Origin of the sequence: Nocardia amamiensis (genome assembly GCF_015477605.1) — a bacterium.
Taxonomy (GTDB): Bacteria; Actinomycetota; Actinomycetes; order Mycobacteriales; family Mycobacteriaceae; genus Nocardia; species Nocardia amamiensis_A.
In genome coordinates this window covers 293818-319820 of record NZ_JADLQX010000007.1, presented here as the reverse complement: position 1 = coordinate 319820, position 26003 = coordinate 293818, and the positions used below count along the sequence as shown (strand labels likewise).

Below are 26003 nucleotides of genomic sequence, written 5' to 3'. Positions count from 1 at the left end.
ACGTCCTCGCCCGCTCACGCGGTACCACCGACCCCAACGAACAAGAGGACACCACCCCAGCACTGACCGCCTGACCGAAAGGATCACGCGGCAATCACCTCAATACACCACGCGTTTGGACTTGACCTGTCTGCCGCGGTCCGGGCCTCTTGAATTGTTGCGCGTGCGGCGTCCAGATCGCTGGTCTTCAGGAACGACTCCGCGAGCCAAGTGCGATACAGGGCTACCTCACGGATTCGATCAGTGGATAGTTGCCCGATGGCTCTGGACAAGAGAGAACTCGCCCTGACGGGATCGCCCAGTTCGACAAAGCATCTACCCGCCATCACGTCTATCTCTGTACGGTCCATCCAATACACCCACTCGGGCTCTGGAATGTCGGCCGAACGGCGGTCGTAAGCGTCGTCCACCGTGTCGAGTGCTCGTTTCGCCTCCTCGCGATCGCGTGAGCGTGCACATGCCCAGGCCAAGGTCCACCAGCAACGACCGGACTGTGGGCGGCGCGTGCGGTGCTCCCTTGACCGCGGTACGTGCCAGCAACGCTGCCTCCTGTGGATTGCCGACATTGGCCATTTGGTAGCTCAGGCTCGACAGGAGTTGCGCCGTCAGGACACGATCTCCCGCGTCATCCGCTGCCGATGCGCCGCTCAGGTACAGGCGTTGCGCTTCGCCGTATCTCCCTGCGTCGCTCGCCACCCACCCGGCGAGTTGCGCGAGTTCACCCGCGACGATCAGCAGCCGCTTGCCTGTCCGCTCTGTGTAGCTACACTCCGTGATGACCCTCCGCGCGTTCTCGAATTCCTCCACTACCAGCGGGAGAAGGTGCCTTCCACCTACGCTGTCATCCATATGCCGCAGCTCGACCACGCGCTCTTCCATCTGGGTTGCGAGCGAATCGCCGACGCGTCGACCAGCGGAACCGGATGTCTTGGGCACCGAGTCTGCCACCAACCATTCGTGCGCGACACGGATCGGGTCCTGCGGTGGTGCCATGAGCTCATTCACCGGGATGTGCAGAGCGCGTGAATAGCCGATGATGTGCTCTTGCTTCACGTCGCGCTGCCCGTTCTCCAACATGCCGAGCAACGACTTGCTGTAGTTCGTCTTGGCTGCGAGCGCGGCCAGGCTGAGACCTCGGCTTCGCCGGGCAGCCCGGAGCAGAAATCCCGGATTCTCCATCGATCCAGTGCCCCCGATTCTGTGGATTCTTGTGGACGGCAAATCGATTCCGCACCTTGCCTATTGGCTCAAGACTACTACGTAGCGCCTGGTAGGAAGCGGTCTGAATCGCACGCCTGATTTCCCGTCTTCTGGACTCCGAATGGTCGGCTATCGGAGTAGACCCGACCGGTCCCGGCGCACCTCAACCGTCTTTCGATGTGGGATCTGGGGGTTACGGATGGAAGCTTGTGGGGATACACCTCGGTCGCGCTGCCTGTTCTATCGGCGGGTGTGTGACCTGCCTGCGGTAGTCGACCCGCCCGAGACCGGCCGGATTGTCGTGCGTGCCGGGTGTGTGTGGGCGATGACGATGCCTACTCGGCTCGGGCAGGCGGTGAAAGCGCATATACAGAGTCGAGGCGGTCCGCTGGGACCTATTGTCGGGCCTCCTCGTTCGGGGCGATGGTCGTTTCTGATCAGGCCCGATCTGCCGGACGATGTGCGGCTGTTCGCCGAACTGTTCCGTCTGGACGTGTCGGTCGCGCGGGCCGGGGCGACTATCGCACTGCCTTCGCCCACCGCGTCGGTCGGCGCGATCCGCTGCCGGGTAGTGCCGCCCCGCAATAGCTTTCGCCCATCGGGGCAAGTGGTGGTCGAAGCGATCCGGGCTTGGGCGGAGCAGGTTCCGCCCAATCGCCGGACTCGGGGGTGATTCCGTATGCCGGGTAACGAAATCTCCTCGCTGGGAGCGGGTGTGGGATGAGCGGCGATTCGTCTCCTGACCCGTCAGAGCCGGATGTGCGGCTGAATGTGTTCTGGCACGGGCTCCGGCTGGAGTTCGCGGCGTGCTTCACGGCGGCGATGACGTTCGCGCAGGAGTGGCGGCGTGCTCATTACCCAGACGCGGTGGAGATCTTGCCGGATGGAGCTGAGGGTCTGCCTCGGCTCCCATGTGAAAGGTTGTATTTGGAGCCTGTCGAGATTACGGAGAACCGAGATGCTCGTGGGTGAGGCCGTCGTTTCTCCCGGAGCGGACCGGTGCACCGCAGGGGGTAGCGGCCGGTACCTCACCACGGAGAAATGACGTGGGTGGAACGCCCATCAGACTGCGGAAGTCGGCTGACATGTGGGATTGGTCGTAGTAGCCGGTGGTGACCGCGATATCGGCCCATGGGGTGTCTCTGGCCTGGGCCAGGACTTTGCGAACTCGATCTATGCGCGCGAAATGCTTGGGGGAGACGCCGATTCCGCTGGTGAACAGGTTGCGGAGTTGGCGTTCGCTCACTGAGAGTCGTGCGGCGAGCTCGGAGATGGGGACGGGGTCCTCGGCGATGGCGGCTACCGCTGTGGCGAGCAGGCGGCGGTGGGCGCGCTGGGCCGGAGTGTCGGCGGCACGGCGTGGCAGCTCGTCTTCGAGGTACGGAACCACTTCGTCGGGCTCGAGTTCGACCAGCTCGGTGGCGAGGTGGGCGGCCGGGCCGGGCAGATCCGCCAACCGTACGATCCGATCGGTGATGTCCGCGGCCGGAACACCGAGCAGCGTGCGGATGGCCCCGGGCGCCAGGCGCAGGCGCACGCAGCCCGCCGGCTTGTTCGCCCGCGAGTAGATCGCCTTGGTCTGCGGCCCGACCACGAATGCGTCGCGGGGACCGTCGTGCTCGGCGCGCAGCACGATGGTGGTCGACGTCTGCGGAACGTGTGCGAACGGTTCGGACAGGTCGACCACGGTCGGGATCCGACCGAGTTCGGCCAGCCACGGTCGCAGCGACTCCGGCGCGGGTTCGGAGGATTCGACCAAGTCGGCCGTCACGACGGGCGGCGGGCGCAGCACGGTGGTCACCGCGTCCACTGTAGGCAGTCCGCGCCCCTGCGGGTGTGCCGAAATTTCCTAGAAGACCTGCGCTGACTCGCGGCACGGTGATCCCCATGATCGTGATCACCGGTGCTACCGGCACCATCGGAAGTGAAATCATCCGTCAGCTCGCCGACCGGGGCGTGCCGGTTCGCGCCGTCACCCGGGACCCGAGTCGCGCCGAGGTGCCCGCGGGCGTCGAGGTGGTGCGGGGCGACTACACCGACCTCCCGTCCATCGCGGCGGCAATGGATGGTGCGGAGGCCGCGTTCATCGTCGGCGTGCTGGGCCCGGAGTACGTGGAGGGCGACCGCGCGCTGATCGCCACGGCACGCGACGTCGGAGTGGGCCGCATCGTCAAGCTTTCCGCTATCGGCACCGGCGACGCCGGGCTCGGACGTGTCGGCACCTGGCATCTACCCGGTGAGCAGGCCGCACGGGAGAGCGGCGTCGACTGGACTATCCTGCGCCCCAGTTCTTTTGCGTCCAACACGCTGAGCTGGGCCGAAGCCATCCGCTCCGGTAAGCCGGTGCCGAATATGACCGGCGACGCCGCGCAGGGCGTCATCGACCCCCGGGACGTCTCCGCAGTCGCTGTTGCGGCGTTGGTGTCCGGCGAGCACGCAGGCCGGATCTACAATCTCACCGGCCCCGAGCTGCGCACCACCCATGACCTGGCCGCGACCTTGGCCGACGTCGTCGGACATCCGGTGGAGGTCGTCGAGATCGCGGAATCCGAAGCGCGGGAGTACATGCTCGCGTCCGGCATGTCCGCCGAATTCGCCGCCGGGGCACTGGCAGGCCAGGCTTACGTGCGTGCGGGACACAACGCGATCGTCACCGATGACGTGCGGCGCATCCTCGGTCGCGCCCGTACCTACGCCGAGTGGGCCGCTGATCATGCGAGCGCGTTCGTGGCGGAACCGAGCGTAGCGACCCACTGACATCGATGTGATTGAGGTCACATAAAATTGCCGAACCGCAAACGCTGGGCAAGGGTGGCAGGACTGGCCGGTGTGCTTACACGAAAAGGGGATCCGCATGCGTCGTCGGGTTGTGTCCGTCTTGGTCGCGTTGACGGCGGGAGGGGCGGCGGCGGCATTCGGCGGCGCGAGCGCCTCCGCAGTGGCGCTGAACCCCTTCCCCGGCGGCACCGAGGTCTACTTCGACCACGGTGAGTCCACCGCGATCGCGAATATGAACCTCGGACCGGCGCTGAGCCAGGTGGCGATCGCCTGGTCGCCGCAGGCCAAAGCGACTCTGGGAGCCGGGATCACCGAGCACGCCCGGTGGGCCAGCGAGTCCCCGACCGGAGGGGTGTCGATCGAGGTGTACGGCATGTTCATCCAACCCTCGCTCGTTACGGTCACCACCCTGCGCGGCTGACCCATTTTTCCGTTTCGAATTCGGCTGCGCTGCGGGTACTCTCTGCCATGGCGTTATGCGCATGCGTTGCCGGAACCGGCGCTGTCGGCCCGTAGGGCTCGGTGCACGGCTGCGAGCGCGCAGGCGGTGACGCATCGGGCTAACGCTTGCGTCAGCGGATGCCGCACCACGCGCGCCGCGCTGCTGGTGAACGCCGACATGAAGACCTCCTGGCGTATACCCGGACGGGACGGCACTGCGTGTGCCGTCCCGTCCGGTGTTTGCGTTTATCGTGCCGTCGAGCGGAAGTTCCGCAGCCGCAGGCTGTTGCTCACCACGAAGACCGAGGAGAACGCCATCGCCGCGCCTGCGAGCATCGGGTTCAGCAGGCCCGCCATGGCCAGTGGGATCGCGGCCACGTTGTAGGCGAACGCCCAGAACAGGTTGCCCTTGATGGTCGCGAGTGTCCGGCGCGAGAGGCGGATCGCGTCCGCGGTTGCCCGCAGGTCGCCGCGGACCAAGGTCAGATCGCTCGCCTCGATGGCCACGTCGGTGCCGGTGCCCATGGCCAGACCCAGGTCGGCCTGGGCCAGCGCCGCGGCGTCGTTCACGCCGTCGCCCACCATGGCGACCACCTTGCCCTCGGCTTGCAGCCGTTTGACGGTGTCGACCTTGTCTTGCGGCAGCACCTCCGCGATCACCTCATCGATGCCGACCTGCGCGGCGATCGCTTCCGCGGCGGCCTGGTTGTCGCCGGTCAGCATGATCGGGGTGAGGCCGAGTGCGCGCAGCTGGGAAATCGCGTCGGCGGAGGTCGGTTTCACCGAGTCGGCGACCACCAGCACACCGCGCGCCGTGCCGTCCCAGCCGACCGCGACGGCGGTCTTGCCCTCGGCCTCGGCCGCGCGCATCGCCTCCGTCAGGTCGTCGCTGGGGTGCTGGGACCAGTCGGCGAGCAGCCGGGCCCGGCCGACCACCACGGCGTGACCGTCCACCACGCCCTGCACGCCCAGGCCCTCGACGTTCGCGAATTCTTCGACCGGCTTCAGCGCACCCACTCGCTCGCGGGCGCCTTTGGCGATGGCTTGCGCGATCGGGTGCTCCGAGGAGTCCTCCAGCGCTCCAGCCAGTTCCAGGATCCGGGTGGCCTGCTCGCCTTCGGCGGGGATGACCTCGAGCAGGGTCATCCGGCCGGCGGTGACGGTGCCGGTCTTGTCCAGCACCACCGTATCCACCCGCCGAGTCGATTCCAGCACCTCGGGGCCTTTGATCAAGATGCCCAGCTGTGCGCCGCGTCCGGTGCCGACCATCAACGCGGTCGGCGTGGCCAGCCCCAACGCGCACGGGCACGCGATGATCAGCACGGCCACCGCGGCGGTGAACGCGGCCGCCACCGATCCGCCGGTGCCGAGCCAGAATCCGAGCGTCGCGACCGACAGCGCGATCACGATCGGCACGAAGATCCCGGAGATCCGATCGGCCAGCCGCTGCGCCTGGGCCTTGCCGGTCTGCGCGTCTTCGACCAGCTTCGCCATCTGCGCCAGCTGGGTGTCGGACCCGATGCGGATCGCCCGCACCACGATCCGGCCGCCGACGTTCACCGTCGCGCCGACCACGGCGTCGTCGGGACCGACCTCCACCGGCACCGATTCACCGGTGAGCATCGAGGCGTCCACAGCCGAGGAGCCCTCCACCACGACGCCGTCGGTGGCGATCTTCTCGCCCGGACGCACCACGAACCGATCACCGACGGCCAACTGCTCCACCGGAATCCGCTCCTCGGTCCCGCCGCGGAGCACCGAAACCTCCTTCGCGCCCAGCTCGAGCAGCGCGCGCAGCGCCGCACCGGCGCGCCGCTTGGCGCGTGCCTCGAAGAAGCGCCCGGCCAGGATGAATGTGGTGACACCGGCGGCGGCCTCCAGATAGATGCTGCCGGTGCCGTCCATCCGCGAGATGGTGAACTCGAACGGGTGGGTCATCCCGGGCGTGCCCGCGGTGCCCCAGAACAGTGCGTAGAGCGACCAGCCCAGCGCGGCGAGCGTTCCCATCGAGATCAGGGTGTCCATGGTCGCGGTGGCGTGGCGCAGGTTGGTCCACGCGGCACGGTGGAACGGCAGCGCGCCCCACACCACTACGGGCGCGGCGAGGGTCAGCGAGAGCCACTGCCAATTGGTGAACTGCAAGGCCGGGATCATCGCCATGGCGATCACCGGCACCGACAGCACCAGCGAGACCAGCAAGCGGGTCCGCAGCGCGGCGGCCGGGTCCTCCTCGGCGGGCGCGGGTTCCTCCGGTTTCGGGGGCGCGGGCAGGGCGGCGGTGTAGCCGGCCTGCTCGACGGTGGCGATCAGGTCGTCCGGCGAGACGTCGCCGGTGACCTCGACCCGCGCCTTCTCGGTGGCGTAGTTCACCGTCGCGGTGACGCCGTCGAGCTTGTTCAGTTTCTTCTCGATGCGAGCGGCGCAGGACGCGCAGGTCATGCCACCGATCACCAGCTCGACCTGCCCGGCGGGCGATGGTTGTGTCGCGGTGGTCATCGTGGGTGCTCCGTTCTGTGCGGGCGGTGGTGGATCGACGAGTCAGTGGCTGTGGCCGCCCGGCACCGGCTGCTGAACAGTGTGTTCGGTGTGCGTCGCGGTGTCTGCGGCGGGGGTGCCCGGAACGGTCAGGGTGAATTCGGCGGTGCGGACCACACCCTCGTGCTGGAAGTCGAGGAACAGGCGGTAGTCACCCGCGCTCGGCGCGGTGAGGGCGAAGGTGATGCCCGGTCCGGCCGGGGTCACGCCGTCGCCGGGGTGGCCCTCCGGGTGGACGTGCAGGTAGCCGAGGTCGGCGGCGCGCAGTGCCACCAGGTGGCCGTAGGCCCCGAGGTAGGGCTGCAGGTCGGTGACCGGCTTGCCGGCGCGCTGTACCGACAGGGTCACCATCGACGGTCGGCCGGGGACGACGACACCGTCCAGCGTCACGGTGTAATCGCCGACCGTGGCGGTGGCGCTCGCGGCCGGGAGTTGTTGCGGGTCGTACTTACCCGCCACCCGCAGATCCGCGCCGAGGGTCAGGTTGTCGCCGCCCTCCGGGGTGAAGTCGGCGAAGACCCGATAGTCGCCCGCACGGGTGAGGTCGAGTGGGACGCTCCAGGTTCCGTCTGCGCCCAGTACCGGGTGCACATGCTGGAAGGCGACCATGTCGCGTCGCACGACGATCAGATGCAGATCCTTCTCGTGGCTGCGTACATAACGAGTGACGGCCGCCCCGTTCTGGTCCAGGATGCGAAAGCGCAGCGGCACATTCGGCGCCGGTGCGGCCTGCGCGGTGTCGAGCCGCAGGGTGTATCCGCGGTCGGTCGCCATCATTCCTCCGGGTAGTGCATCTGAATGGGCCTCGCCCTGTTGGGCGGGTCCGTCGTGTGTTCCCGAGTTGTGCGCGGACTCGGCGGGGTCGGGTCCGATGACCGCCCCGGTTGCGAGAGCGATCCCGAAGACCGCCGCGAGGCCGAGGGCGAACCCGCCGAATTTGGTGGATGCGTTCATCGGTGTGCTCCGTTCGGTGCTCAGTCGGCGACCGCGTAGCCCGCGCGGACCACCGCGGCGGCGAGTTCGGCGCGCTCGACCGGGCCCGTGCTCGCCACGGTCACCTCGCCGCTGGCGATGTCGACGGCGACGGAGCTGACGCCGGAGACGCGGCCGATCTCGTCCCGGACCCGGGCGGCGCAGCCACCGCAGGTCATGCCGGTGACGGTCACGGTGGTGGTGGCGGTGCTCATGGTCGATCTCCTCTTCGGGGTGCTTCGTGCTTATGCGTCTACCATACCCCCCTAGGGTATTTATCCGTCAAGAGTGGTCTCGCACACATGACAAAGCCCGGTCCGCGAGTTCGTGCGGACCGGGCCGGGTGGACCGCTGCCGTCCCGGTATTTCGCAGGACAGCAGCCACCAGGGTCAGGCCGAGTGCAGGTTGCGGGCGGTTGGGGAGGTCTCGGTACTGGCCGGGTCGGGGTAGGTGCCGAAGAGGCGGTCGGCGGTACCGGAGGTGGTGACCGTGAACCAGTAGTGCTCGTTCTTGTAGTGGTGGTGGCGGTGGTTGCGCCAGACCGCGCGGTAGAGCGAGCCTTTCGGCTTGTAGTCGGTGTGGACCAGATAGTGCGTCCACTCGTAGCCGAGGCCGAGCAGTGTGATGGTGATCAGGAAGGTCAAGCCGAGGCCGAGACGCGGGAAGGCGAAGGCGGCCGAGGCGATCAGCACGACGATCAGCGCGGACAGCGTCTTCGTCGGGATGAAGATCAGCGGTATGTTGCGCGGATCGACATGGTGCTCGCGGTGTTTGCGGGCCAGCTCGCTGTCGAGAGCGATGGGGCCGAGCCGCCGCGGGCGCCAATGCAATACGGTGACGTGCACGATCCACTCGAATACCGGGAAGAATGCCAGCATCACAGCGGGCACGAGCAGATCGGAAGTTTGCCAGTCGCCGACGACGACCCGGCCGATCACCGCGCCCACCAGCGTGGTCGCGATCATCCACGGCGAGGGGTGCCGGAGGAATTCACCGAACGCTCGGCCGAGTGTCAGTCCGCGGCGTAATGCCCGCTCGTCCCGGCGGACCTTCGCGCGTGCGTGCGCCTCGACCGTATCCGGTTCTGCCTTGGATTTCGTCATGGTTGTTCCTAGGTGATGCGTGATCAGGGTCCGCCGAGGACCTCGATCAGAGCGGTGGTCGCCGGCTCGAGCAGCGCCCGAGCGGTCGTGGCGGCCTTCTGTGGCCTGCCCGCCACGATGGCGGCGGCCAGTTCGCGGTATCCCTCGACGTTGCCCACCTCGGCGGACATGATCGGGGCCAGCGCCGCGAGCGCCGGTTCATAGGCGGCGCGCAACATGTTGAACATCAGCCGGAACACGATGGAATCGGCCGCGTCCACGACGTGATCCCAGAACTCCATCGCATGCCGTTGCTGGGAGATCGGATCCCGTTCGGCCGCAAGTGCTTCGACGGAGGCATGGAGCAGCGCGCGGATCTCCTCGGCGCCGGTCGCGCCGACTCGGCGTGCGGCTAGTTCCGCCACCTTGGGGCCGTTGTGCAGCCGTGCCTCCAGAATGCTGCGCGCAACCGCGGGGTCCAGTTCCCCGGCTTGTACCAGCAACCTGGGCAGGACCTCGAGCCCGGCCCCGCGCCGGTAGTTCAGCACGGTGGTCGCGTCCCCTTGACGCACGGACACCAGCCCGGCCGCCGCGAGCCGCTGCAGCGCCTCCCGCACCGCGGGTCGCGAAACCCCCAGTGCCTCCGCCAACTGCCGCTCGCTGGGCAGGGTCGCCCCTGGCGCCAGCTCCCCACTGAGCACATCCGCCGCGATCTGCTCGAACACGTCCGCCGACACCGACCGCTTGACCACAGGTTGCAACGCCATGCGTCTACTGTGCTCTCCGTTGGTCAGGAGGTCAAGTGGTCAGACCAATTCGATATCTGCGCGTCGACGGTGCGAGATCCGAGTCTGACGCGTGTTGGCTACCCAGGCCATCAGGGCCTTCGGTGCGGCCTGAGCCCTCGTGGTGCAGAGGCGTCGCCTACCCATTGAGTGCGGTGCATTTATTCGGTACCGTACAGATGATCTATACGGTGCCGTATAAATGGAGGCGAACCGTGGCGCGACTCGCAACGACCACCTACACCGATCAACCGTGGCGCATCCACGAATTCACGAAGGACTTCGAGGTCGAGGACGTGTGGTCGTACCGCACGCCGGGAGCCGGGCCGGACGACTTCCCGACGATGGTCGCGGCGCTGCAAGCTGCCGGCGGACCGGCGAAGCAGCCCTGGCCAGTGCGGTTCTTGTTCGCCGTTCGCTGGAAGCTCGGCGCACTCCTCGGCTGGGACAAGCCATCAGCGGGCGTCGGTACGCGGGTTGCCTCGCTTCGCGACCGCCTGCCCGCCGACATGCGCGACGCTCCCCGCGGAATGGACAACGAGAACATGCCGCTCAAAGCGGTTTACGAGCTCGATATGGAATCCGCTCGCGAGCTGGCGAACAAGACCGTGCACACCGTGATGCATCTCGGCTGGGTTCGAGGAGCGGATGGCGACTATGAGCTGCGGATGGCCGTCCTGGTCAAGCCCAACGGTTTGTTCGGGCGGCTCTATATGGCCGCCATCAAGCCTTTTCGATACCTCGTCGTCTACCCTGCCCTGACCCGGCGATGGGAAAGCGCCTGGCGAGACCGCAACGATGCCTTGGCACAGTACGAAGAAGGAAGGTCGCGATGAACTCCAGAGCGCGGTTGCTCCGCTGGGCGAGCGGGATCATGCTCGTGCTCGGAACAGGGCATCTGATCTTGCTGGCGCTCGCCGCTTGGGATGAGATCACCAGCTGGGTGGACCTGGGGGTATGGGCAGCCGTGCCGCTCACGCTCACCGACGGAGACGCCGCCCCGACGGTGGAGTCGCTGCAGAGCAAGCTCACCTTCTGGGGCGGTCCGGGAAGCTTCGCCGTGCCGCTGATTCTCTTGGGCGTGCTGACCTGGCACCTCGCTGCACGCGGGGTGGCTGTGCCCGCCGGAATCGGCTGGGGCATCGCCGCGTGGTGTGTGTTGGGTGGCGTCCTTCTTGTGCCTTCCCCGTTCTTCGTCGGGATCATCCCCGGGGTACTCATCGTCTTGGCAGCGCGGAAGGAAGAGCGGTCAGGAGCAGCCCGAGATCCGCAGCTGGACGCGGTGTAACCCGTGCGGCTGCGATTCAGGTGGGGTCGGAGCCGCGGATCGCGGAGAGCCAGACGGTAGCGGCGGCGGCAATGGTGGTGGCGGCCAGGAAGCCGGGCAGGCCGCCGCCGTCGATGTAGACCCACAGCAGGGCCGCGAAGGGAGCGGCGACGGTGGATTGGGCGTCGAGCAGGAGGCGGCGGCGCAGACGGCCAGCCGCCGCGGTATGGGTGGGTGCGTCGGGGTCGGGGCGGCTGGGGTTGTCGACCAATCGGCCCGGAGGTTCGACGTCGCGGATGCGCCCGGAGGGGTAGAGGCGTCTTCCAGCGAGGTGAATCGTGCGGTCGGTCACCTCGGCCTCGGTTTCGGTGAGGGTGGTCAGCACGGGGTCGAAGTAGACCGGAAGCCAGCGGGGACCACCTGTTCCGCCGACCTGCAACCAGGAACGGCTGATCAAGCGGTGTTGTTGGCGGACGCGAGTGACCCGCACGGTCCGCGCGGAACCCGAACGCCGGAACGGAAAGAGGCCATACGCGACGCCGAGTCGATACCCCGTGTACCCGAGAATGCCGAGCACGACCGCCGCGATCGCCGCCATCTGATCCAGAGTGCCGAACGGCGCCCAGGCGGCACAGACCGCGAGGGCGCCGATCGTCACCGTGAGCGGATAGGCCAGCGGGTGGCCCGATCCGAAACTCACTTCAAGAAACCGATTTTCGTGTAGTCCAGGGACGCGAGTCCGGCGGCGCCGTAATTCGCCAAGTCGGCCCGCACCCCGACATTGCCCGCCGACTGCATCAGCGGCAGCGAGTGGCCCTCCTCGAATACTTTGCGATCCACTTGGTTCGCCAGCTCGATCGCCTTCTCCGGGTCGAGCTCGGACACCGTCTGCTCGATCAGCGCGTTCAGTTCCGGCGAGCCGATGCGGCCGTAGTTGCCCTGCAGGTCGTCGGGGTTGTAGCCGTAGATCTGGTTGAGGCTGCCCAGCGGGAACGGGTCACCCACCCAGGTCCACTGCGCGACGTCGAAGTTGCCCGGCTGGATCACGTCGGTGAAGAAGCCCTTGCCCGGCTTGGTCTCGATGTTGAGTTTGACGCCGACCGCGGCCAGGTTCTGCTGGATGATCTGCGCGATCTGCACCCAGGTGTCGTCCTGGTACATGACGTCGCGGATCTCCAGTTTGCGCCCGTCCTTCTCGCGGACGTCACCGACCAGTTTCCAGCCCAGATCGTCGAGCTCCTTGGCCGTGGCAGCCGGGTCGAAGCCGAGGCTGTTGTCCTGGTATCCCTTCTGCCCCTGGATGTAGATGTGGTTGTTCAGCGGTTTCGGGTTCTCTACCAGGCCGTTCTGGATGGCCGTCACGATGCCGTTGCGGTCGATCGCCTTCGAGATCGCCACGCGCAACTTGGGGTCCGCGAGGATCGAGCCGGGGGCGCCGTTGAACGTGAAGTGATTCCAGCTGTTGCCGGGCGCGCGGCGGATGGCGATGCCCTGTGTGTTACGCGCGGTCCTCAGTTCGTCCCGGGTGCCGAGACCGACGGCGTCGATCTCGTTGTTCTGCAACGCGGGCAGTTGAGCCGAGGAATCGAGCACGCTGAAGGTGATCGTGTCGAGCTTGGGGGTGTCGCCCCACCACTTGGGATTGCGGCCGAGCACGATCCGCCCCTGCGCCCGGTCGGTGGACTGGACGAGGAACGGTCCCGCGGTCAGCACGATGCCGTCGACGAGGCTCTTGTTGAACGCCTCGGGGGTGGCGGTGACGGACTTGGGGAACAGGAAGGTGTTGCCCGCGAACTGTCCGCGCCATTCGGCGTAGTGCTGCTTGAACGTGATGATCGCCTGCCGGTCGTCGACGCCGCGTTCGACCTTCTCGACCCGATCGAAGCCGCTGTTGTTGGCGATCAGGAACGCCTTGTCCGCGCCGCTGAGCGCGTTGGCCTGCGACTGGATGTCTTCCCAGGTGATCGGGGTGCCGTCGGACCACACGGCCTTGGGATTGATGGTGTACGTCACCTGCTGCGGGTTGGTGTTCGTCAGCTGGACGTCGGTGAAGTAGTCGGTGTTGACCGAAAGCTCACCCGCCGCGTTGGTCCGGAAGGCGCGCGGCATCATCGGCCGCTCTAGCGCGCCGGTCTCCGCGTCGTTCCCGTCGTTGGACAAGCTGTTCCAGTTCGCGGGGAACGCCGAGATCGCCAAGCGCAGGTTGCCGCCGTCGCGTAGCTCGCTGACATCGTGCGGGTTGATGTCGTTGGTGGTGCCGAGCTCGGCGGCCGAGCCTGCGGGCGCGCCCTCGTCGTCCGAACTACACCCGGAGGCCACCAATCCGATCGCGACAGCGGCGATCGCCAGTCGTGTCGTCAGTGAACGAATCCGCATGGTTCGCTCCTTCCTGTTCGTTGCCTCCTACCGAACGGCCTCACTTCAGGAAGCCTGCCTCGAGGTAGTTCGGGGAGGCCAGTCCGAAGGCGCCGAAATTCGCCACGTTCGCGCGAACGGCCACGTTGCCTGCCGACTGCGCGATCGGCACCGAGTGTCCCAGCTCGAAGATCATCCGGTCGGCCGTGTTCGCCAGCTCGATCGCTTTCTCGGGGTCGAGCTCGGAGATGGTCTGCTCGATCAGCGCGTTCAATTCCGGCGAGCCGATCCGTCCCTTGTTGCTCAGCGGGTTCGCCGGGTCGTAGGCGTAGATCTGGGGCAGCGCGCCGAGTGGGAAAATGCTCCGCGACCAACTGAATTGGGCGATGTCGAAGTTGCCAGGATCGATCACGTCGGTGAAGAGGCCGTTGCCCGGATAGGTTTCGATCACCAGCTTGACCCCGACGCGCGCCAGATTCTGCTGCATGATCTGAGCCATCTGCACCCAGGTGTCCTGTTGGAACATCACGTCCCGGATCACCAGCTGACGTCCGTCCTTCTCCCGGACCTCACCGTTGAGCTTCCAGCCCAGCTCGTCCAGCATCTTGGCGGCCTCGTCCGGGTTGTAGGCGATCACCGCGGAGTTGTCCTGGTAGCCCTTCTGTCCGTCGAGGTAGATGTGATTGTTCAGCGGTCTGGGGTTCTCCACGATCCCGTTCTGCAACGCGGTGACGATGCCCTGACGGTCGATGGCCTTCGCGATGGCCGCTCGCAGGCGCGGATCCGCGAGAATGGAACCGGGCGCACCGTTGAACGTGATGTGCGAGTTGTACGGACGCGAAGCGCGCCGCACGATGATGCCGGGCGAATTGGTCGCGGCCTTGACCTCCTCGATGCCCGAGACATCGATGGCGTCGAGCTCATTGTTCTGCAGGGCGTTGAGCCGGGCCGAGTAGTCGAGCACGCTGTAGGTGACGGTATCCAGCTTGGGTGTCGCGCCCCACCAGTTCGGATTGCGACTGAGCACGATGCGCTGCTGCGCTCGATCCACCGAGCTGATCACGAACGGCCCCGCCGACTTGGTCAGCGTATTGCGGTCGCGCTCGTTGAACGCCTGTGGCGTCGCGGTCGACTCCTTCGGATACAGCTGGCCGAACAGGCCGCGCCACTCCGCGTAGTGCTGCGCGAAGGTGACGATGGCCTGACGGTCGTCGACGCCACGTTCGACCGTGGCGATTCGGCTGTAGCCCTGGGTCGCCGAGACGCGGTACTCGGTATTGCGGCCGCTCAGTGCCTCCGCTTGGGAGCGCAGATCCTCCCAGGTGATCGGGCTGCCGTCGGACCAGACCGCCTTGGGGTTGATGGTGTAGCGCACCTTCTGCGGGTTGGTGCCGGTCAGCTCGACCTCGGTGAAGAAGGTGGGGTCGGTCTTTATCTCACCGGCAGCGTCAGCCGTGATCGGTCCCGGCAGCGTCCAGTCGACCATCTCGGCGACATCGCCGTCGGAGTCGACGTGGTGCGAGTTGAACGTCGCGGGGAAGGCGGTGATGGCGAGGCGCAGGTTACCGCCGTCGCGTAGTTCGCTCGGGTCTCGGGGATTGATGTCGTTGGTGGAGCCGATCGCGTTGGAACCTGTCTGCACCGCCGTGTCGCCCGAGCCGCAGCCGACCAGGAGCAGCGCGAGCGCCGTGCCCGCGGCCAACGTCCGAACTGTCACCGCGTGCATCCGCCGCCTATTCCGGGTGGGCTGGAGCGATCTCATTTTACGAATCCGATCTTGGTGTAGTCGTATGAGGCGAGCCCGGGGGACCCGTAGTTGGCGATGTCGGCGCGGAGACCGAAGTTTCCTTCGGACTGGGTCAGCGGCAGCGAGTGGCCCTCCTCGAAGACCGCGCGGTCGACCTGGTTGGCGAGCTCGATCGCCTTCGCCGGGTCCAGCTCCGACAGGGTGCGGTCGATCAGGGCGTTCAGTTCCGGCGAGCCTATGCGTCCGTAGTTACCCTGCAGGTCGTCGGGGTGGTAGGCGTAGATCTGCGGGAGGCTGCTGAGGGGGAACGCGTCGCCGGAGAAGATGAACTGGGCGGCGTCGAAATCACCGGGCTGGATCACGTCGGTGAAGTAGCCCGCGCCCGGCTTGGTGTCGATCACCAGCCCGACGCCGATCGCGGCGAGGTTCTGCTGGATGATCTGCGCGATCTGCACCCAGGTGGGGTCGTTGTACATGACGTCGCGAATGATCAGCTTGCGGCCGTCCTTCTCGCGGACGTCGCCGACCAGCTTCCAGCCCAGATCGTCGAGTTCCTTCGCCGCGGCCGCGGGGTCGTAGCCGAGGCTGTTGTCGCGGTAGCCCTCCTGTCCTTGCAGGAAGACGTGATTGTTCAGCGGTTTCGGGTGCTCCACCAGTCCGTTCTGGGTGGCGGTGGCGATGCCCTGGCGGTCGATGGCCTTGGAGATGGCCACGCGCACTTTCGGATCCGCGAGGATGGAACCGGGAGCGCCGTTGAACGTGATGTGCCGCCAGCGATTGCCCGGCGCTCGGCGCACGATCAGCCCTGCGGTGCTGCGCACGGTCTTGACGTCGTCGATCGTGCTCAGCCGCACGGCGTCGAGTTCGTTGTTCTGCAGCGCGCCCACCCAGGCCGCGCGGTCGAGCACGCTGTAGGTGATGGTGTCCAGCTTCGGCTTGTCACCCCACCAGTTCGGGTTGCGGGCCAGCACGATGCGCCCCTGGGTGCGATCGGTGGACTCGACCACGAACGGGCCCGCGGTGGGACCCATGTGGTCGGCCAGGCTGTGATTGAACGAGTCGGGGTTCGCGGTCACCGACTTCGGGAACAGCGCCATGTTCCCGGCGAACTGGCCGCGCCACTCCGCGTAGTGCTGCTTGAAGGTGATGATCGCCTGCCGGTCGTCGACGCCGCGCTCGACCTTTTCCACGCGATCGAAGCCGCTGGTGATGGCGATCAGGAAGCGCTTGTCGGCGCCGCTGAGCGCGTAAGCCTGGGAGCGGATGTCTTCCCAGGTGATCGGGGTGCCGTCGGACCAGACGGCCTTCGGATTGATGGTGTAGGTGACCTGCTGCGGGTCGGTGCCGGTCAGCTGGACGTCGGTGAAGTAGTCCTTGTTGACGGTGAGCTGCCCCGCGGCGTCGGTGTTGAACGAGCGTGGCATCAACGGCCGCTCGATGTCGCCGATCTCGCCCTCGTGCCCATCGTTCGACAGCGTGTTCCAGTTCGCCGGGAACGAGGTGGTGGCCAGCCGCAGGTTGCCGCCCTCGCGCAACTCGTCCGGGTGTCGCGGATTGAGGTCGCTGGTGGTGCCGAGCGCGTCGGACAGCCCCTTCGCCGATTCGGCACCGTTCGCGCCGCAGCCAGCGACCACGAGCCCGAGCGCGACGAGCGGAACCGCCCAGCGCACCGGCCGGGGGCGGGTGTGGCTTCGGGTCGATCGAATCCGCATCGGGCTGTCCTTCCTAGCGGCTGACCACCGGCACCGGCACGGCATCGATCAGCGCACGCGTGTACTCGTGCGCCGGCGCCGCGAAAATCTGTTCGGCGGAGCCATATTCGACGATCTTGCCGCGATACATGACCGCGATGTCGTGGGCCAGATTCCGGACCACCGAGAGGTCGTGGGAGACGAACAGATAGGACAGCGCGCGCTCGGTCTGCAGATCGCGCAGCAGGTTCAGCACCCCCGCTTGAATCGAGACGTCCAGCGAGGACACCGGTTCGTCCAGCACGAGCAACTCCGGATCCAGCGCGAGCGCGCGGGCGATGCTGATGCGCTGCTTCTGGCCGCCGGAGAAATCGGCGGGGTAGCGATCGGCGTGTTCGGGGCGCAGCCCGACCTGCTCGAGCAACTGGGGGACCCGCCGGGCGATCTCGGCCCGCGGACGCCCGTCGACGCGCAGGGGCTCGGCGAGCGCGTCGAAGATCGGCAGGCGCGGGTCCAGCGAGGCGGTGGGGTCCTGGAAGACGATCTGCATCTTCCTGCGGATCTCCCGCCTGCGCGCCTTGCTCAGCGAAGCGACGTCGCTGCCCATGATCTCGATGGTGCCCGCCTGCGGGCGAACCAGCTCGAGGATCTGGGTGAGCGTGGTGGACTTCCCGGAGCCGGACTCGCCGACCAGCGCCAAGGTCCGTCCGGCCCGCACCTCGAAGCTGATGCCGTCGACCGCCCTGATCTCGCCCTTGCGGCGGCGCAGCACCACACCGGAGGTGATCGGGAACACCTTCACCAGGTCGGAAACCCGCAGCACCACCTCGGAGTCCACCTCGGCCTCGGCCTCCGGCTCGGAAATCTCGCTGCGATAGGCCTCGAACAGCGCGTCCGTGCCGACCTCGGCAGTGCGGATGCACGCGGCGGAGTGCCCGGGATCGGTCGGCTCCAGAGGCGGTTCGGCAGCGCGGCACTCATCGATCGCGACCGGGCAGCGCGGCGCGAACGTGCAGCCCGGCGGCAGCGCGTGCATGGCGGGCGGCGCGCCGACGATCGGGATCAGCGGACGACGCGGAGGACCGTCCATCCGCGGAATCGAGCCGAGCAACCCCACCGTGTAGGGCATCCGCGGCGCGGTGAACAGCTCCGCGGTGGCGGCGGTCTCGACGATCCGGCCCGCGTACATCACGGCGACGCGGTCGGCCAGCGTGGCGGCGATGCCCATGTCGTGGGTGATCATGATGACGCCTGCGCCGGTGATGTCCCGCGCCTTGCGCAGCAGGTTGAGGATCTGCTTCTGCACCGTCACGTCGAGCGCCGTGGTCGGCTCGTCGCAGATGATCAGAGCGGGGTCGTTGGCGATGGCCATCGCGATGACCACGCGCTGGCGCTGGCCGCCGGAGAATTCGTGCGGAAATGCCTTGGCCCGCACCTCCGGGTCTGGGATGCCGACCAGGTCGAGCAGTTCCACCGCCCGTTTCGCGGCCTCCGACTTGCTCATCTTGCCGTGCGCCAGCAGGGCTTCCGCGAGCTGGTCGCCCACCCGGTATACCGGGGTGAGCGCGGACAGCGGGTCCTGGAACACCATGCTGATGGAACTGCCGCGCAACTGGGACAGTTGCCGGTCGCCGAGGCCGAGCAGTTCGCGCCCGCGGAACCGTATGGAGCCGGTGATCCGCGCCTGCTCCGGCAGCAGCCCCATCACCGCCAGCGACGACACCGACTTGCCCGAACCGGATTCGCCGACGATGGCGAGCACTTCACCGTCGGACACCGTGTAGGTGACACCGCGGACCGCGTCGATCCGGCCCTCCTCACTCGGGAAGGAGACGTGCAGATCGGTGATCTCCAGCAGCGGTGCGGTCGAGTGGGTCATGCTTTCGCCTTCTTCTTCGACCGCGCTCGCTTGGCGCCGGGATCGAACGCGTCGCGCAGTCCGTCGCCGACCAGGTTGGCGCACAGGACGGTAATGATCAGCAGGCCACCCGCGAACAGGAACAGCCACGGATAGGTCAGCGCCGACTTGGTGCCTGTCGCGATCAGCGAGCCGAGCGACACGTCCGGAGGCTGCACGCCGAAGCCCAAGAAGCTCAGGCCGGTTTCGGCCATGATCGCCGAGCCGACGGTGAGCGTGGTGTCGATGATCAGGATCGAGGCGATGTTCGGGATGATGTGGCTGAGGATCACCGTCCGGGTGGGCGCGCCCATATACCGTGCGGCGCGGACGAATTCGCGATCGCGCAGGCTCAATGTCAGGCCGCGCACGATTCGCGCGGAGATCATCCAGCCGAAGCAGGACAGCAGGATGATCAGCAGCAGAATGGATCCGCTGCCCTTGGTGCGCGGCGCGAACAGCGCGATGATGATGAAACTCGGGACCACGAGCAGCAGGTCGACCAGCCACATGATCGCGCGATCGGTCCAGCCGCCGAGCAGACCGGCCAGCGAACCGGTGGACGCCGCGATCGCGGTGGAGAACAGCGCGACGCACAGGCCGATGATCAAGGATTTCTGCAGGCCGCGCAGGGTCTGCGCGAGCACGTCCTGGCCGATCTGCGTCGTGCCGAACGGGTGTTCCAGGCTCGGCGGCTGGAGCAGCGCGGTGTAGTCCAGCTGCTGGTAGTCATACGGCAGCAAGGGCGGGAGCGCGAAGCTGGCGACGAACAGCAAGATCAGGACAATACCGCCGGCGACGGCGGGCTTGTTGCGCAGGAAGCGCCGCAGAACCAGCTTGCGCCGTCCGGTCGCGGCGACTTCGGGAGCGCCTTGGACGATGATTTCGGCTTCTGTCATCCCACACGCACCCTGGGGTCGAGAATCGCGTACACGATGTCGGAGAGCAGGCCGGACACCAGCACGACCAACCCTGCGAACGCGGTCACCGTCACCACCACGTACAGATCCTGGGCATTGATCGAGTCGACCAGCCATTCGCCGACACCGTGCCAGCCGAAGATCTTCTCGGTGAAAGTGGCGCCCGTGATCAAACCGCCGAGGCTGTAGGCGAACAGCGTCGCCATCGGGATCAATGCGGTGCGCAGGCCGTGCTTGTACAGCGCTCTGCTACGGGTGAGCCCCTTGGCGCGGGCGGTGCGGATGAAATCGCTCTGCAGCACGTCGAGCATGGCGTTGCGCTGGTAGCGGCTGTAGCCCGCCATGGCGCCGAGAGCCAAGGCGGTCGTGGGCAGGATCAGGTGCTGGACCCGGTCGAGCAGCTGTGCCCCGAAACCCTCGATCCTGGTGGCCGAGGTCTCGCCGGTGTAGAGGAATATCTGCTCGCCGCTGACCGAATTGACCTCCAGCGCGCCGTATTTCAGCAGCGTCGCGAGCAGGAACACCGGCGTGCTCAAGACCAGCAGCGACACCACCGTGGTGAAGTAGTCGCTGAATTTGTATTGCCGGATCGCCCCCGCCGCGCCGATCAGAACCCCGAGCACGGTGCCGACCAGCGAGCCGACGATCAGCAACCGCAGACTCACCGCCACTCGCCGCGGCAGTTCCGCGCTCACCGGCTGACCGGCCAACGTGGTGCCGAAATCGCCCTGCGGGATGCCCTTGATCCAGGTGAGGTACCGCTCCGGAATCGGATCGTTGAGGTGCAACTCCTCGGCCTTGGCGTCGATCACTGCCTGCGGCGGTCGCGGGTTGCGTTGTTCGAGACTGTCCAGGGGCCGGAACGTCAGGGACGCCAGGCTGAACGTCAGGAACGAAGCCAGCAGCAACAGCACGACATAGTTGAGCGCGCGTCGTAGCAGGAAGCCGGTCATCAGTCCTCTGGTCTTTCGGCTGGACGAGCCAGCGTCGGTATTAGCCCCCGATCATAAGGACGTGCTTGCCTGCGCGCGTGCCACGTGACGTTCGGGCATGTCCGACCCCGATCCTGTCACCGACCGGGCGGTGGCCAGGCGTCGTCCGGCAGGATAGATGAGGTGAGGCCCTTGCACCTGCCCAAGCCGAAGATGGTCGCCACCGATGTGGACGGCACGCTCATCGATCACGACGAGCGGGTCACCGCGCGGACCAAGGCCGCGGTGGGAGCGCTGGTCGCGGACGGTGTGCCGTTTGTGCTGGCCACGGGGCGTCCGCCGCGCTGGATCGGGCCGGTGGTCGAGGGCTTGGGGTATGCGCCGCTGTGCGTGTGCGGCAACGGAGCGGTGGTCTACGACAGCGCGTCCGATCGGGTACTGGCCAGCAGGACGTTGGACGTGGCGACGCTGACCTGGCTCGCCGATGTCGCCGAGCAGGCGCTGCCGGGCTGCGGGCTCGCGGCGGAACGGGTCGGCGAGAGCGCGCACGACGCGGTGACGCCGCAATTCGTCAGCTCGCCGCAGTACGAGCACGCCTGGCTCAACCCGGACGACACCTCGGTCGCCCGCGAGGAAGTCGTCGACGCACCGGCCATCAAGATGCTCATCCGGCTACCCGGCGCGCGCAGCTCGGATATGCGCACGGTGCTCGCTCCGCTGATCGGGGAGCGCGCCGACATCACCTACTCGACCGAGCACGGCCTCATCGAACTGTCCGCGCCCGGCATCACCAAAGCCTCGGGTCTCGCGGTGGTCGCCCAGCGGCTCGGCGTGGACGCGGCCGCCATCATCGCGTTCGGCGACATGCCCAACGACGTCCCCATGCTGACCATGGCCGGGCACGGCGTCGCGATGCGCAATGCGCACCCCGAAGCCCTCGCGGCCGCCGACGAGATCGCCGAATCCAACTCCGATGACGGAGTCGCCCGCGTTCTCGAACGCTGGTGGGTCTGAGTGACCATTGCGGGGCCGAGTCACCTTGCGACGGAAATTTGCTCGGAGCCAGCGGAATACGCGGCACTGGCCGGGTCCGGGATGTTCGCCGGGGCCGGACCCGCGGCCGGGCTGTTTCGGTGCGGTTCCTCCCGGTTGGTGTCGTTGTGAGTCTTCAAGACGGTGGTGACGATGTTGGTGAGCTGGTTGAGGATCAGTGAGCCGTGCTGGAAGTCGGCGCGCAGGCCGTCCGGGACGGGGTAGGCGTTGCGCAGCGGCAGTCCGAGGATGCCGGTGTCGGCGCCGAGTTGCAGGAAGCGGTTCAGGATGGTGCCGAGCACTTCGACGACTTGGCCGTCCGGCACGGTGTACACGTAGCCGTTGGTGAACTTCGCGTATTGCTGGCCATGCGCTGCGGGAAGTACGTCCGACTGCGCGGCGCCGAGCGGTCCGCTCGGTCCGCCGGATTGCGACCAGTGCCTGGCGACGATGTTGTCGTGCACCATGTTCAGCAACTTGGTGGTCAACTCGGCGAGGGCGGCCACGTCGAGCTCGGTGCCCGGCGGCGTCTGCGGGTGGTATCCGCCGGAGGCGCCCGGCGCGCCGGCGGCGATCTCGCGGATCCGGTCCATCAATGCGTACGCGGCGTCGCCGGGGCAGCTGGTGTTGCCGACATCGCGGTGTGCGAAGACGATCGGCAGCCGCACGGCCTCACCCTGCGCGTACGGGGTGAACGACGTCCCCTCGGAATACATCGTGGTGTAGCCCTTGGGATTCAGCCCGGCGACCTTGGCGCGCCAGCCGACGAAAGCGCCGATCGCGTCGATCGACTCCTGCGTCGGCTGGATGGATTCGTAGTCGCCCATCAGCGCGACACCGGAGGTGTTCTCGTTGAACCCGCCGGCGTGCGCGCCCTGCACCGGTCGGTCGAGGCCGCCGAAGCGTCCTTCGAAGACCTGGCCGTACTTGTCGACCAGCGCGTTGTACCCGATGTCGCACCAGCCCAATGTTTTCGCGTGGTAGGTGTAGATCGCCCGGACGATCCCGGCGGATTCGGACTTGCTGTAGTCGTTACGACCGGCGGTGTGGTGCACGGTGACGCCGCCGAGGCCGTCGTCGTAGGTGGGTTCGTCGCAGCGGATCGATTCGTCTGCGCCCCATTGGGCTCGGGTGATGACCTGCGGCCCGCCGCCGGGCAGTGCCGCGGCCACATTGTGCAGTGAACCGTCGATGGTGCCGCGGCCGGGATTGATGAGCACTGCGGTCAGATCGGGGATCAGCTGCGCGACATCGTCGGAGCGGGGCTGTACCGGCTCGGGACGGGGATCGGTCTGCTGGGCGGGGTCGCCGGGTTGTGGGTCGGTCTGCTGGGCGGGGCCGACGGGCTGTGGGTCGGTTTGCTGGGTGGGGATGCCGGGTTGTGGGTCGGTCTGCTGGGCCGGGTCGACGGGCTGTGGGTCGGTTTGCTGGGTGGGGATGCCGGGTTGTGGGTCGGTCTGCTGGGCCGGGTCGACGGGCTGTGGGTCGGTTTGTTCGACCGGATCCTCCGCGATCGCAGCCGGGTGCGCCACTGGCTTGACCTCCGGCGCCGCGGCTTGGTTCCGCGTGACCAGTACCTGCACCGCGTTCGTGTTGCCGACGTAGATCGGCTCGGTGCCGTTGGTCGCTCCCGGGCCGGAGTGGTCGGTGCGGTGGGTGTCGACCGGTTCGGTGTCGTACCACGGGCCCCAGGTGCCATCGGGTTGCCGGGCTCGGATGGTGGCCTTGGTGTTCGCCAGTTCCTTGGCGGTGAGCGCCACCATGCTGAAGGGGGTGTCGCGGGAGAGTTCCTTCACCTGCGCCCCCACTTGGCTCATCAGTTCGGGGGTCAGCGCGCCGGGCGATAACGCTGGAGTGTCGGGCGTGGCGCCAGGGTGCAGATCGTCGGGGTCTGCGATGAAGCGCACGCTGCCAGGGACGATTCCGGCATTCACCGGAGCGGGCGAATTCGGGATGCTGGATGCCTGACCTGGGATTACATCGGGGCCGGAGGTCTCGCCGGAATCTATTCGGGGTATGGGTATTCGTTCGGGTAGCCGCACGCCGGGTGGTAGTGGTAGTCCGTCCGGCACCGGAATGGATTCCGGAATCGGCAGCATGCGCAGGTCGGAAAGGCGCAGATCCGGCAGGTCCAGTCCGGTGAACTCGCGCAGCGGCAGCACGATGTCGGGGGCTTTGGTAAGCGTGACCTCGGCGAGCTGGGCCGGTACGGCCGCGGGTTCGCTGTCGTTGGCGGTTCGATAGTCGGTCGAATCACTGAGTGTGAGCGTGACGAGCGGCGCCGCTACCGCGAGGGTGGTGACAACCGGGAGCACGTAAGAACGTTTCGGTTTGCGGTACCGCACGAGCGTCTCCAATCAGGTCGAACCAGTGAGCGTGAGCAATTCGGGGTTACTACCTGATGTATCAATGGTCACAATAGCCACAATTGCCACAGTCTAAACCTCTACTTGAGAATTATGATTGCTTGAATGTAGCTCTCGGATTGAGACCGGCGGGGGACGACATGCCGACCGGTATCGAATCACCGGTCCCGGAAACCGTGGGAGTGAAACGATGCACCGCAATACCGAAGCGCGGAGGTTGGCGAAATGCGTGATGCGAACCATCCGCGGCGCCGAACCTCGCGCACTGCGTGGCAGGCGGGCGCTCATGCGGTCGACGCTGCGGCCGGTGCCGATCGGCGGCGCGGCGCTGCTCACCGGCGCAGTGTTGGTGCTGTCCGGTTGGCCGGGTGACGCGCCGTATCGAACCGTGGCCGGGCCGGGACATGGGCGCGGTATGAGCCAGGTCGGCGCGTTCGACAGCGCCCGCAACGGGTGGGCGGCCGAACGCATCCTCACCCACTATTACCCCGGCGCGGTGCTCGGCACCGTCGTGCCCGCGGCACTCCGGGTCCGCCTCATGGCGCGGGACGGCTCGACTTTGGACGCCTTTGCCGTCGCTGGTCTGCGAGTGGCGGGCCGCGAGGTGGCGCCCGGTCACGTGGCGCATCTGACGCCGCTGCCCGGCGGGGGCGCGAATGTCGTCGTGACGGTCGGCTGCGACGGTGATGTGCTGTGGCAGGCGGCGACCGACGACCCGTGGATCCACCCACTCGATGCCCGGCCGAATCGTCCCGCGGCCGAACATCTCACGCTGTGCGGGGGACCTGCGTATCGCGGCGCGCTCGGCGTCGCCCTCGAGGACGGCGCGTCCCGCACGGTCAACCAGGTAGACGTCGAGGACTATCTGCTCGGCGTGGTCCCGGCCGAAATGCAGGCCAATTGGGCGGAGAAAGGCGCGGCCGAGGCACTGCGGGCGCAGGCGATCGCGGCGCGCTCGTACGCACTCGCCGAGCAGCGTTATCCGTACGCGCAGACCTGTGACACCACCGACTGCCAGGAGTACCCCGGTACGTCGAGGGAGGATCCGCGCGCGGCCGCCGCCGTCGCCGCCTCCGCGGGCGCCGTGTTGCTGCGCGATGGCCGGATCCTGCGCGCGGAGTACTCCGCCGCGCCCGATGGCGGCGAACCCGCGGACATCTACGCCTTCGACGTCGGCCCCGCACCTGCCGAACTGCTCGCCACCGCACCCCCCGAGGATCCGCACCAGCAGACTTCCGGCACGGAATCGGCGATCGAGGCCGAGTACCGCCGGATCGGCGGCGCGACCAGCGCGGTCGGCACGCCGCTCGGCCCGGAGATGCTCCTTCCGCAACACGCGGGCACCTATCGGCTCTACACCAACGGCGTCATCATCGCGACGCCGACGCTCGGCGCGCAGGTGGTCGACTTCACGACGCTGTTGCAGATGGTGCCGGATTCCCCTGGCGCCCAGGGTATGCCGTCGACTGCGCAAGCTGCCGGTGCACCCGGTGCTGACGCTGCGCATTCATCTGGAAGTGTGCCCCCTGCTGCTGGTGTAGGCCCCGCTGTCGGTGCGTCTCAGGCGGCCGGTGCACCCAGCGCGGACGCTGTGCCTCCGTCTGACGCTGTGCCTCCGTCTGGCGGTGCGCCGTCGTCTGGTGCTGTGCCTCCGTCTGGCGGTGCGCCGTCGTCTGGTGATGCGCGCCCGTTGACCGCCGCGACTCCGCCTGCTCGGTCAGTGCCGCCCGTGGCCGTGCCGCACACTGATTCCACACACTCCGCGGGTGTGGTCCCGCCTAGCGCTGCCGCGCCTGCCGGTGTGGTCCCGCCTAGCGCTGCCGCGCCTGCAGGAGCGCTTTCGCCTGGGGCTGCCGCGCCTGCTGGTGCGGTTCCGCCTGGGGATGCCGCAGCTGCCGGTTCGGTTCCTTCTGTCGCTTTGCCGCCTGCCGAGTAGCTGTCCGCCCGTCTGCTCGGCCCGGCCGACGGTCATTCGAGACCACCGCGGGCAACGCGCTCCGGC

General features: G+C 67.4%; 21 protein-coding genes. 6 read left to right on the top strand and 15 right to left on the bottom strand.

Going from position 1 to position 26003, the window contains the following annotated elements; all coding sequences use genetic code 11:
• Nucleotides 1-315: 315 nt before the first annotated feature.
• Nucleotides 316-1179, bottom strand: coding sequence for a helix-turn-helix domain-containing protein (locus tag IU459_RS12760; RefSeq protein ID WP_228837786.1), 864 nt, complete (start codon nucleotides 1177-1179; stop codon nucleotides 316-318).
• Nucleotides 1180-2143: 964 nt separating this feature from the next.
• Nucleotides 2144-3001: an AraC family transcriptional regulator gene (locus IU459_RS39650; protein ID WP_324198846.1), complete on the bottom strand. Its 858-nt coding sequence runs from the start codon at nucleotides 2999-3001 to the stop codon at nucleotides 2144-2146.
• Between the two features lie 86 nt (nucleotides 3002-3087).
• Here IU459_RS39650 and IU459_RS12750 point away from each other — a divergent pair, with 86 nt between their 5' ends.
• Both IU459_RS12750 and IU459_RS12745 read left to right on the top strand, forming a co-directional pair.
• A complete protein-coding gene (locus IU459_RS12750; protein WP_195129691.1) occupies nucleotides 3088-3957 on the top strand; it encodes an NAD(P)H-binding protein in 870 nt (289 codons plus the stop codon).
• A 97-nt stretch (nucleotides 3958-4054) separates the two neighbouring features.
• Entirely contained in the window at nucleotides 4055-4399 is a 345-nt protein-coding gene (locus IU459_RS12745; RefSeq protein ID WP_195129690.1) for a hypothetical protein, read from the top strand.
• A gap of 266 nt (nucleotides 4400-4665) precedes the next feature.
• On the opposite strand, the gene IU459_RS12740 is transcribed toward IU459_RS12745, so the two are convergent.
• The 5 genes from IU459_RS12740 to IU459_RS12720 all read right to left on the bottom strand — a co-directional run bounded on the left by IU459_RS12740 (nucleotide 4666) and on the right by IU459_RS12720 (nucleotide 9776).
• On the bottom strand, nucleotides 4666-6915 hold the full coding sequence (locus tag IU459_RS12740; RefSeq protein ID WP_195129689.1) for a heavy metal translocating P-type ATPase: 2250 nt from the start codon (nucleotides 6913-6915) through the stop codon (nucleotides 4666-4668).
• Nucleotides 6916-6957: 42 nt separating this feature from the next.
• Nucleotides 6958-7908 carry a hypothetical protein gene (locus IU459_RS12735; protein ID WP_195129688.1) on the bottom strand — a complete coding sequence of 317 codons (951 nt, stop codon included), beginning with the start codon at nucleotides 7906-7908 and terminating at the stop codon, nucleotides 6958-6960.
• A gap of 20 nt (nucleotides 7909-7928) precedes the next feature.
• Nucleotides 7929-8141, bottom strand: a complete 213-nt coding sequence (locus IU459_RS12730; protein WP_195129687.1) for a heavy-metal-associated domain-containing protein — start codon at nucleotides 8139-8141, stop codon at nucleotides 7929-7931.
• Between the two features lie 175 nt (nucleotides 8142-8316).
• Nucleotides 8317-9030, bottom strand: a complete 714-nt coding sequence (locus IU459_RS12725) for a sterol desaturase family protein (protein ID WP_195129686.1) — start codon at nucleotides 9028-9030, stop codon at nucleotides 8317-8319.
• Between the two features lie 23 nt (nucleotides 9031-9053).
• Nucleotides 9054-9776 (bottom strand): FadR/GntR family transcriptional regulator, encoded by a 723-nt coding sequence (locus IU459_RS12720; protein ID WP_195129685.1) that lies wholly within the window; start codon nucleotides 9774-9776, stop codon nucleotides 9054-9056.
• Nucleotides 9777-9973: 197 nt separating this feature from the next.
• On the opposite strand from IU459_RS12720, the gene IU459_RS12715 reads away from it, so the two are divergent.
• Both IU459_RS12715 and IU459_RS12710 read left to right on the top strand, forming a co-directional pair.
• Nucleotides 9974-10630 (top strand): DUF2867 domain-containing protein, encoded by a 657-nt coding sequence (locus IU459_RS12715; protein WP_228837785.1) that lies wholly within the window; start codon nucleotides 9974-9976, stop codon nucleotides 10628-10630.
• A complete protein-coding gene (locus tag IU459_RS12710) occupies nucleotides 10627-11082 on the top strand; it encodes a DUF6463 family protein (RefSeq protein WP_195129684.1) in 456 nt (151 codons plus the stop codon). The genes IU459_RS12715 and IU459_RS12710 overlap by 4 nt, the downstream gene beginning before the upstream one ends.
• 16 nt (nucleotides 11083-11098) lie before the next feature.
• Here IU459_RS12710 and IU459_RS12705 read toward each other — a convergent pair whose 3' ends face one another.
• The 7 genes from IU459_RS12705 to IU459_RS12675 are packed head-to-tail and all read right to left on the bottom strand — an operon-like array spanning nucleotide 11099 to nucleotide 20624.
• Nucleotides 11099-11761, bottom strand: coding sequence for a hypothetical protein (locus IU459_RS12705; protein WP_195129683.1), 663 nt, complete (start codon nucleotides 11759-11761; stop codon nucleotides 11099-11101).
• Nucleotides 11758-13437 (bottom strand): ABC transporter family substrate-binding protein, encoded by a 1680-nt coding sequence (locus IU459_RS12700; protein WP_195129682.1) that lies wholly within the window; start codon nucleotides 13435-13437, stop codon nucleotides 11758-11760. Before IU459_RS12700 ends, IU459_RS12705 begins: the two co-directional genes overlap by 4 nt.
• Before the next feature lie 40 nt (nucleotides 13438-13477).
• On the bottom strand, nucleotides 13478-15142 hold the full coding sequence (locus IU459_RS12695; RefSeq protein ID WP_195129681.1) for an ABC transporter family substrate-binding protein: 1665 nt from the start codon (nucleotides 15140-15142) through the stop codon (nucleotides 13478-13480).
• A gap of 32 nt (nucleotides 15143-15174) precedes the next feature.
• Nucleotides 15175-16875, bottom strand: coding sequence for an ABC transporter family substrate-binding protein (locus IU459_RS12690; RefSeq protein ID WP_195129680.1), 1701 nt, complete (start codon nucleotides 16873-16875; stop codon nucleotides 15175-15177).
• Nucleotides 16876-16888: 13 nt separating this feature from the next.
• Entirely contained in the window at nucleotides 16889-18733 is a 1845-nt protein-coding gene (locus IU459_RS12685) for an ABC transporter ATP-binding protein (RefSeq protein ID WP_195129679.1), read from the bottom strand.
• Nucleotides 18730-19650: an ABC transporter permease gene (locus IU459_RS12680; RefSeq protein WP_195129678.1), complete on the bottom strand. Its 921-nt coding sequence runs from the start codon at nucleotides 19648-19650 to the stop codon at nucleotides 18730-18732. Before IU459_RS12680 ends, IU459_RS12685 begins: the two co-directional genes overlap by 4 nt.
• Complete coding sequence (locus IU459_RS12675; RefSeq protein ID WP_195129677.1) at nucleotides 19647-20624, bottom strand: ABC transporter permease; 978 nt, start codon at nucleotides 20622-20624, stop codon at nucleotides 19647-19649. Before IU459_RS12675 ends, IU459_RS12680 begins: the two co-directional genes overlap by 4 nt.
• Before the next feature lie 192 nt (nucleotides 20625-20816).
• On the opposite strand from IU459_RS12675, the gene IU459_RS12670 reads away from it, so the two are divergent.
• Nucleotides 20817-21617 (top strand): HAD family hydrolase, encoded by an 801-nt coding sequence (locus IU459_RS12670; protein ID WP_440446488.1) that lies wholly within the window; start codon nucleotides 20817-20819, stop codon nucleotides 21615-21617.
• Nucleotides 21618-21637: 20 nt separating this feature from the next.
• Here the strand turns inward: IU459_RS12670 and IU459_RS12665 are convergent, their stop codons facing one another.
• The gene (locus IU459_RS12665) at nucleotides 21638-23980 is read right to left on the bottom strand and encodes an N-acetylmuramoyl-L-alanine amidase (RefSeq protein ID WP_324198845.1); all 2343 of its coding nucleotides are present in this window, start codon (nucleotides 23978-23980) and stop codon (nucleotides 21638-21640) included.
• A gap of 253 nt (nucleotides 23981-24233) precedes the next feature.
• Between IU459_RS12665 and IU459_RS12660 the strand changes: the two genes are divergently transcribed.
• Nucleotides 24234-25937: a SpoIID/LytB domain-containing protein gene (locus IU459_RS12660; protein WP_195129724.1), complete on the top strand. Its 1704-nt coding sequence runs from the start codon at nucleotides 24234-24236 to the stop codon at nucleotides 25935-25937.
• Nucleotides 25938-26003 lie beyond the last annotated feature (66 nt).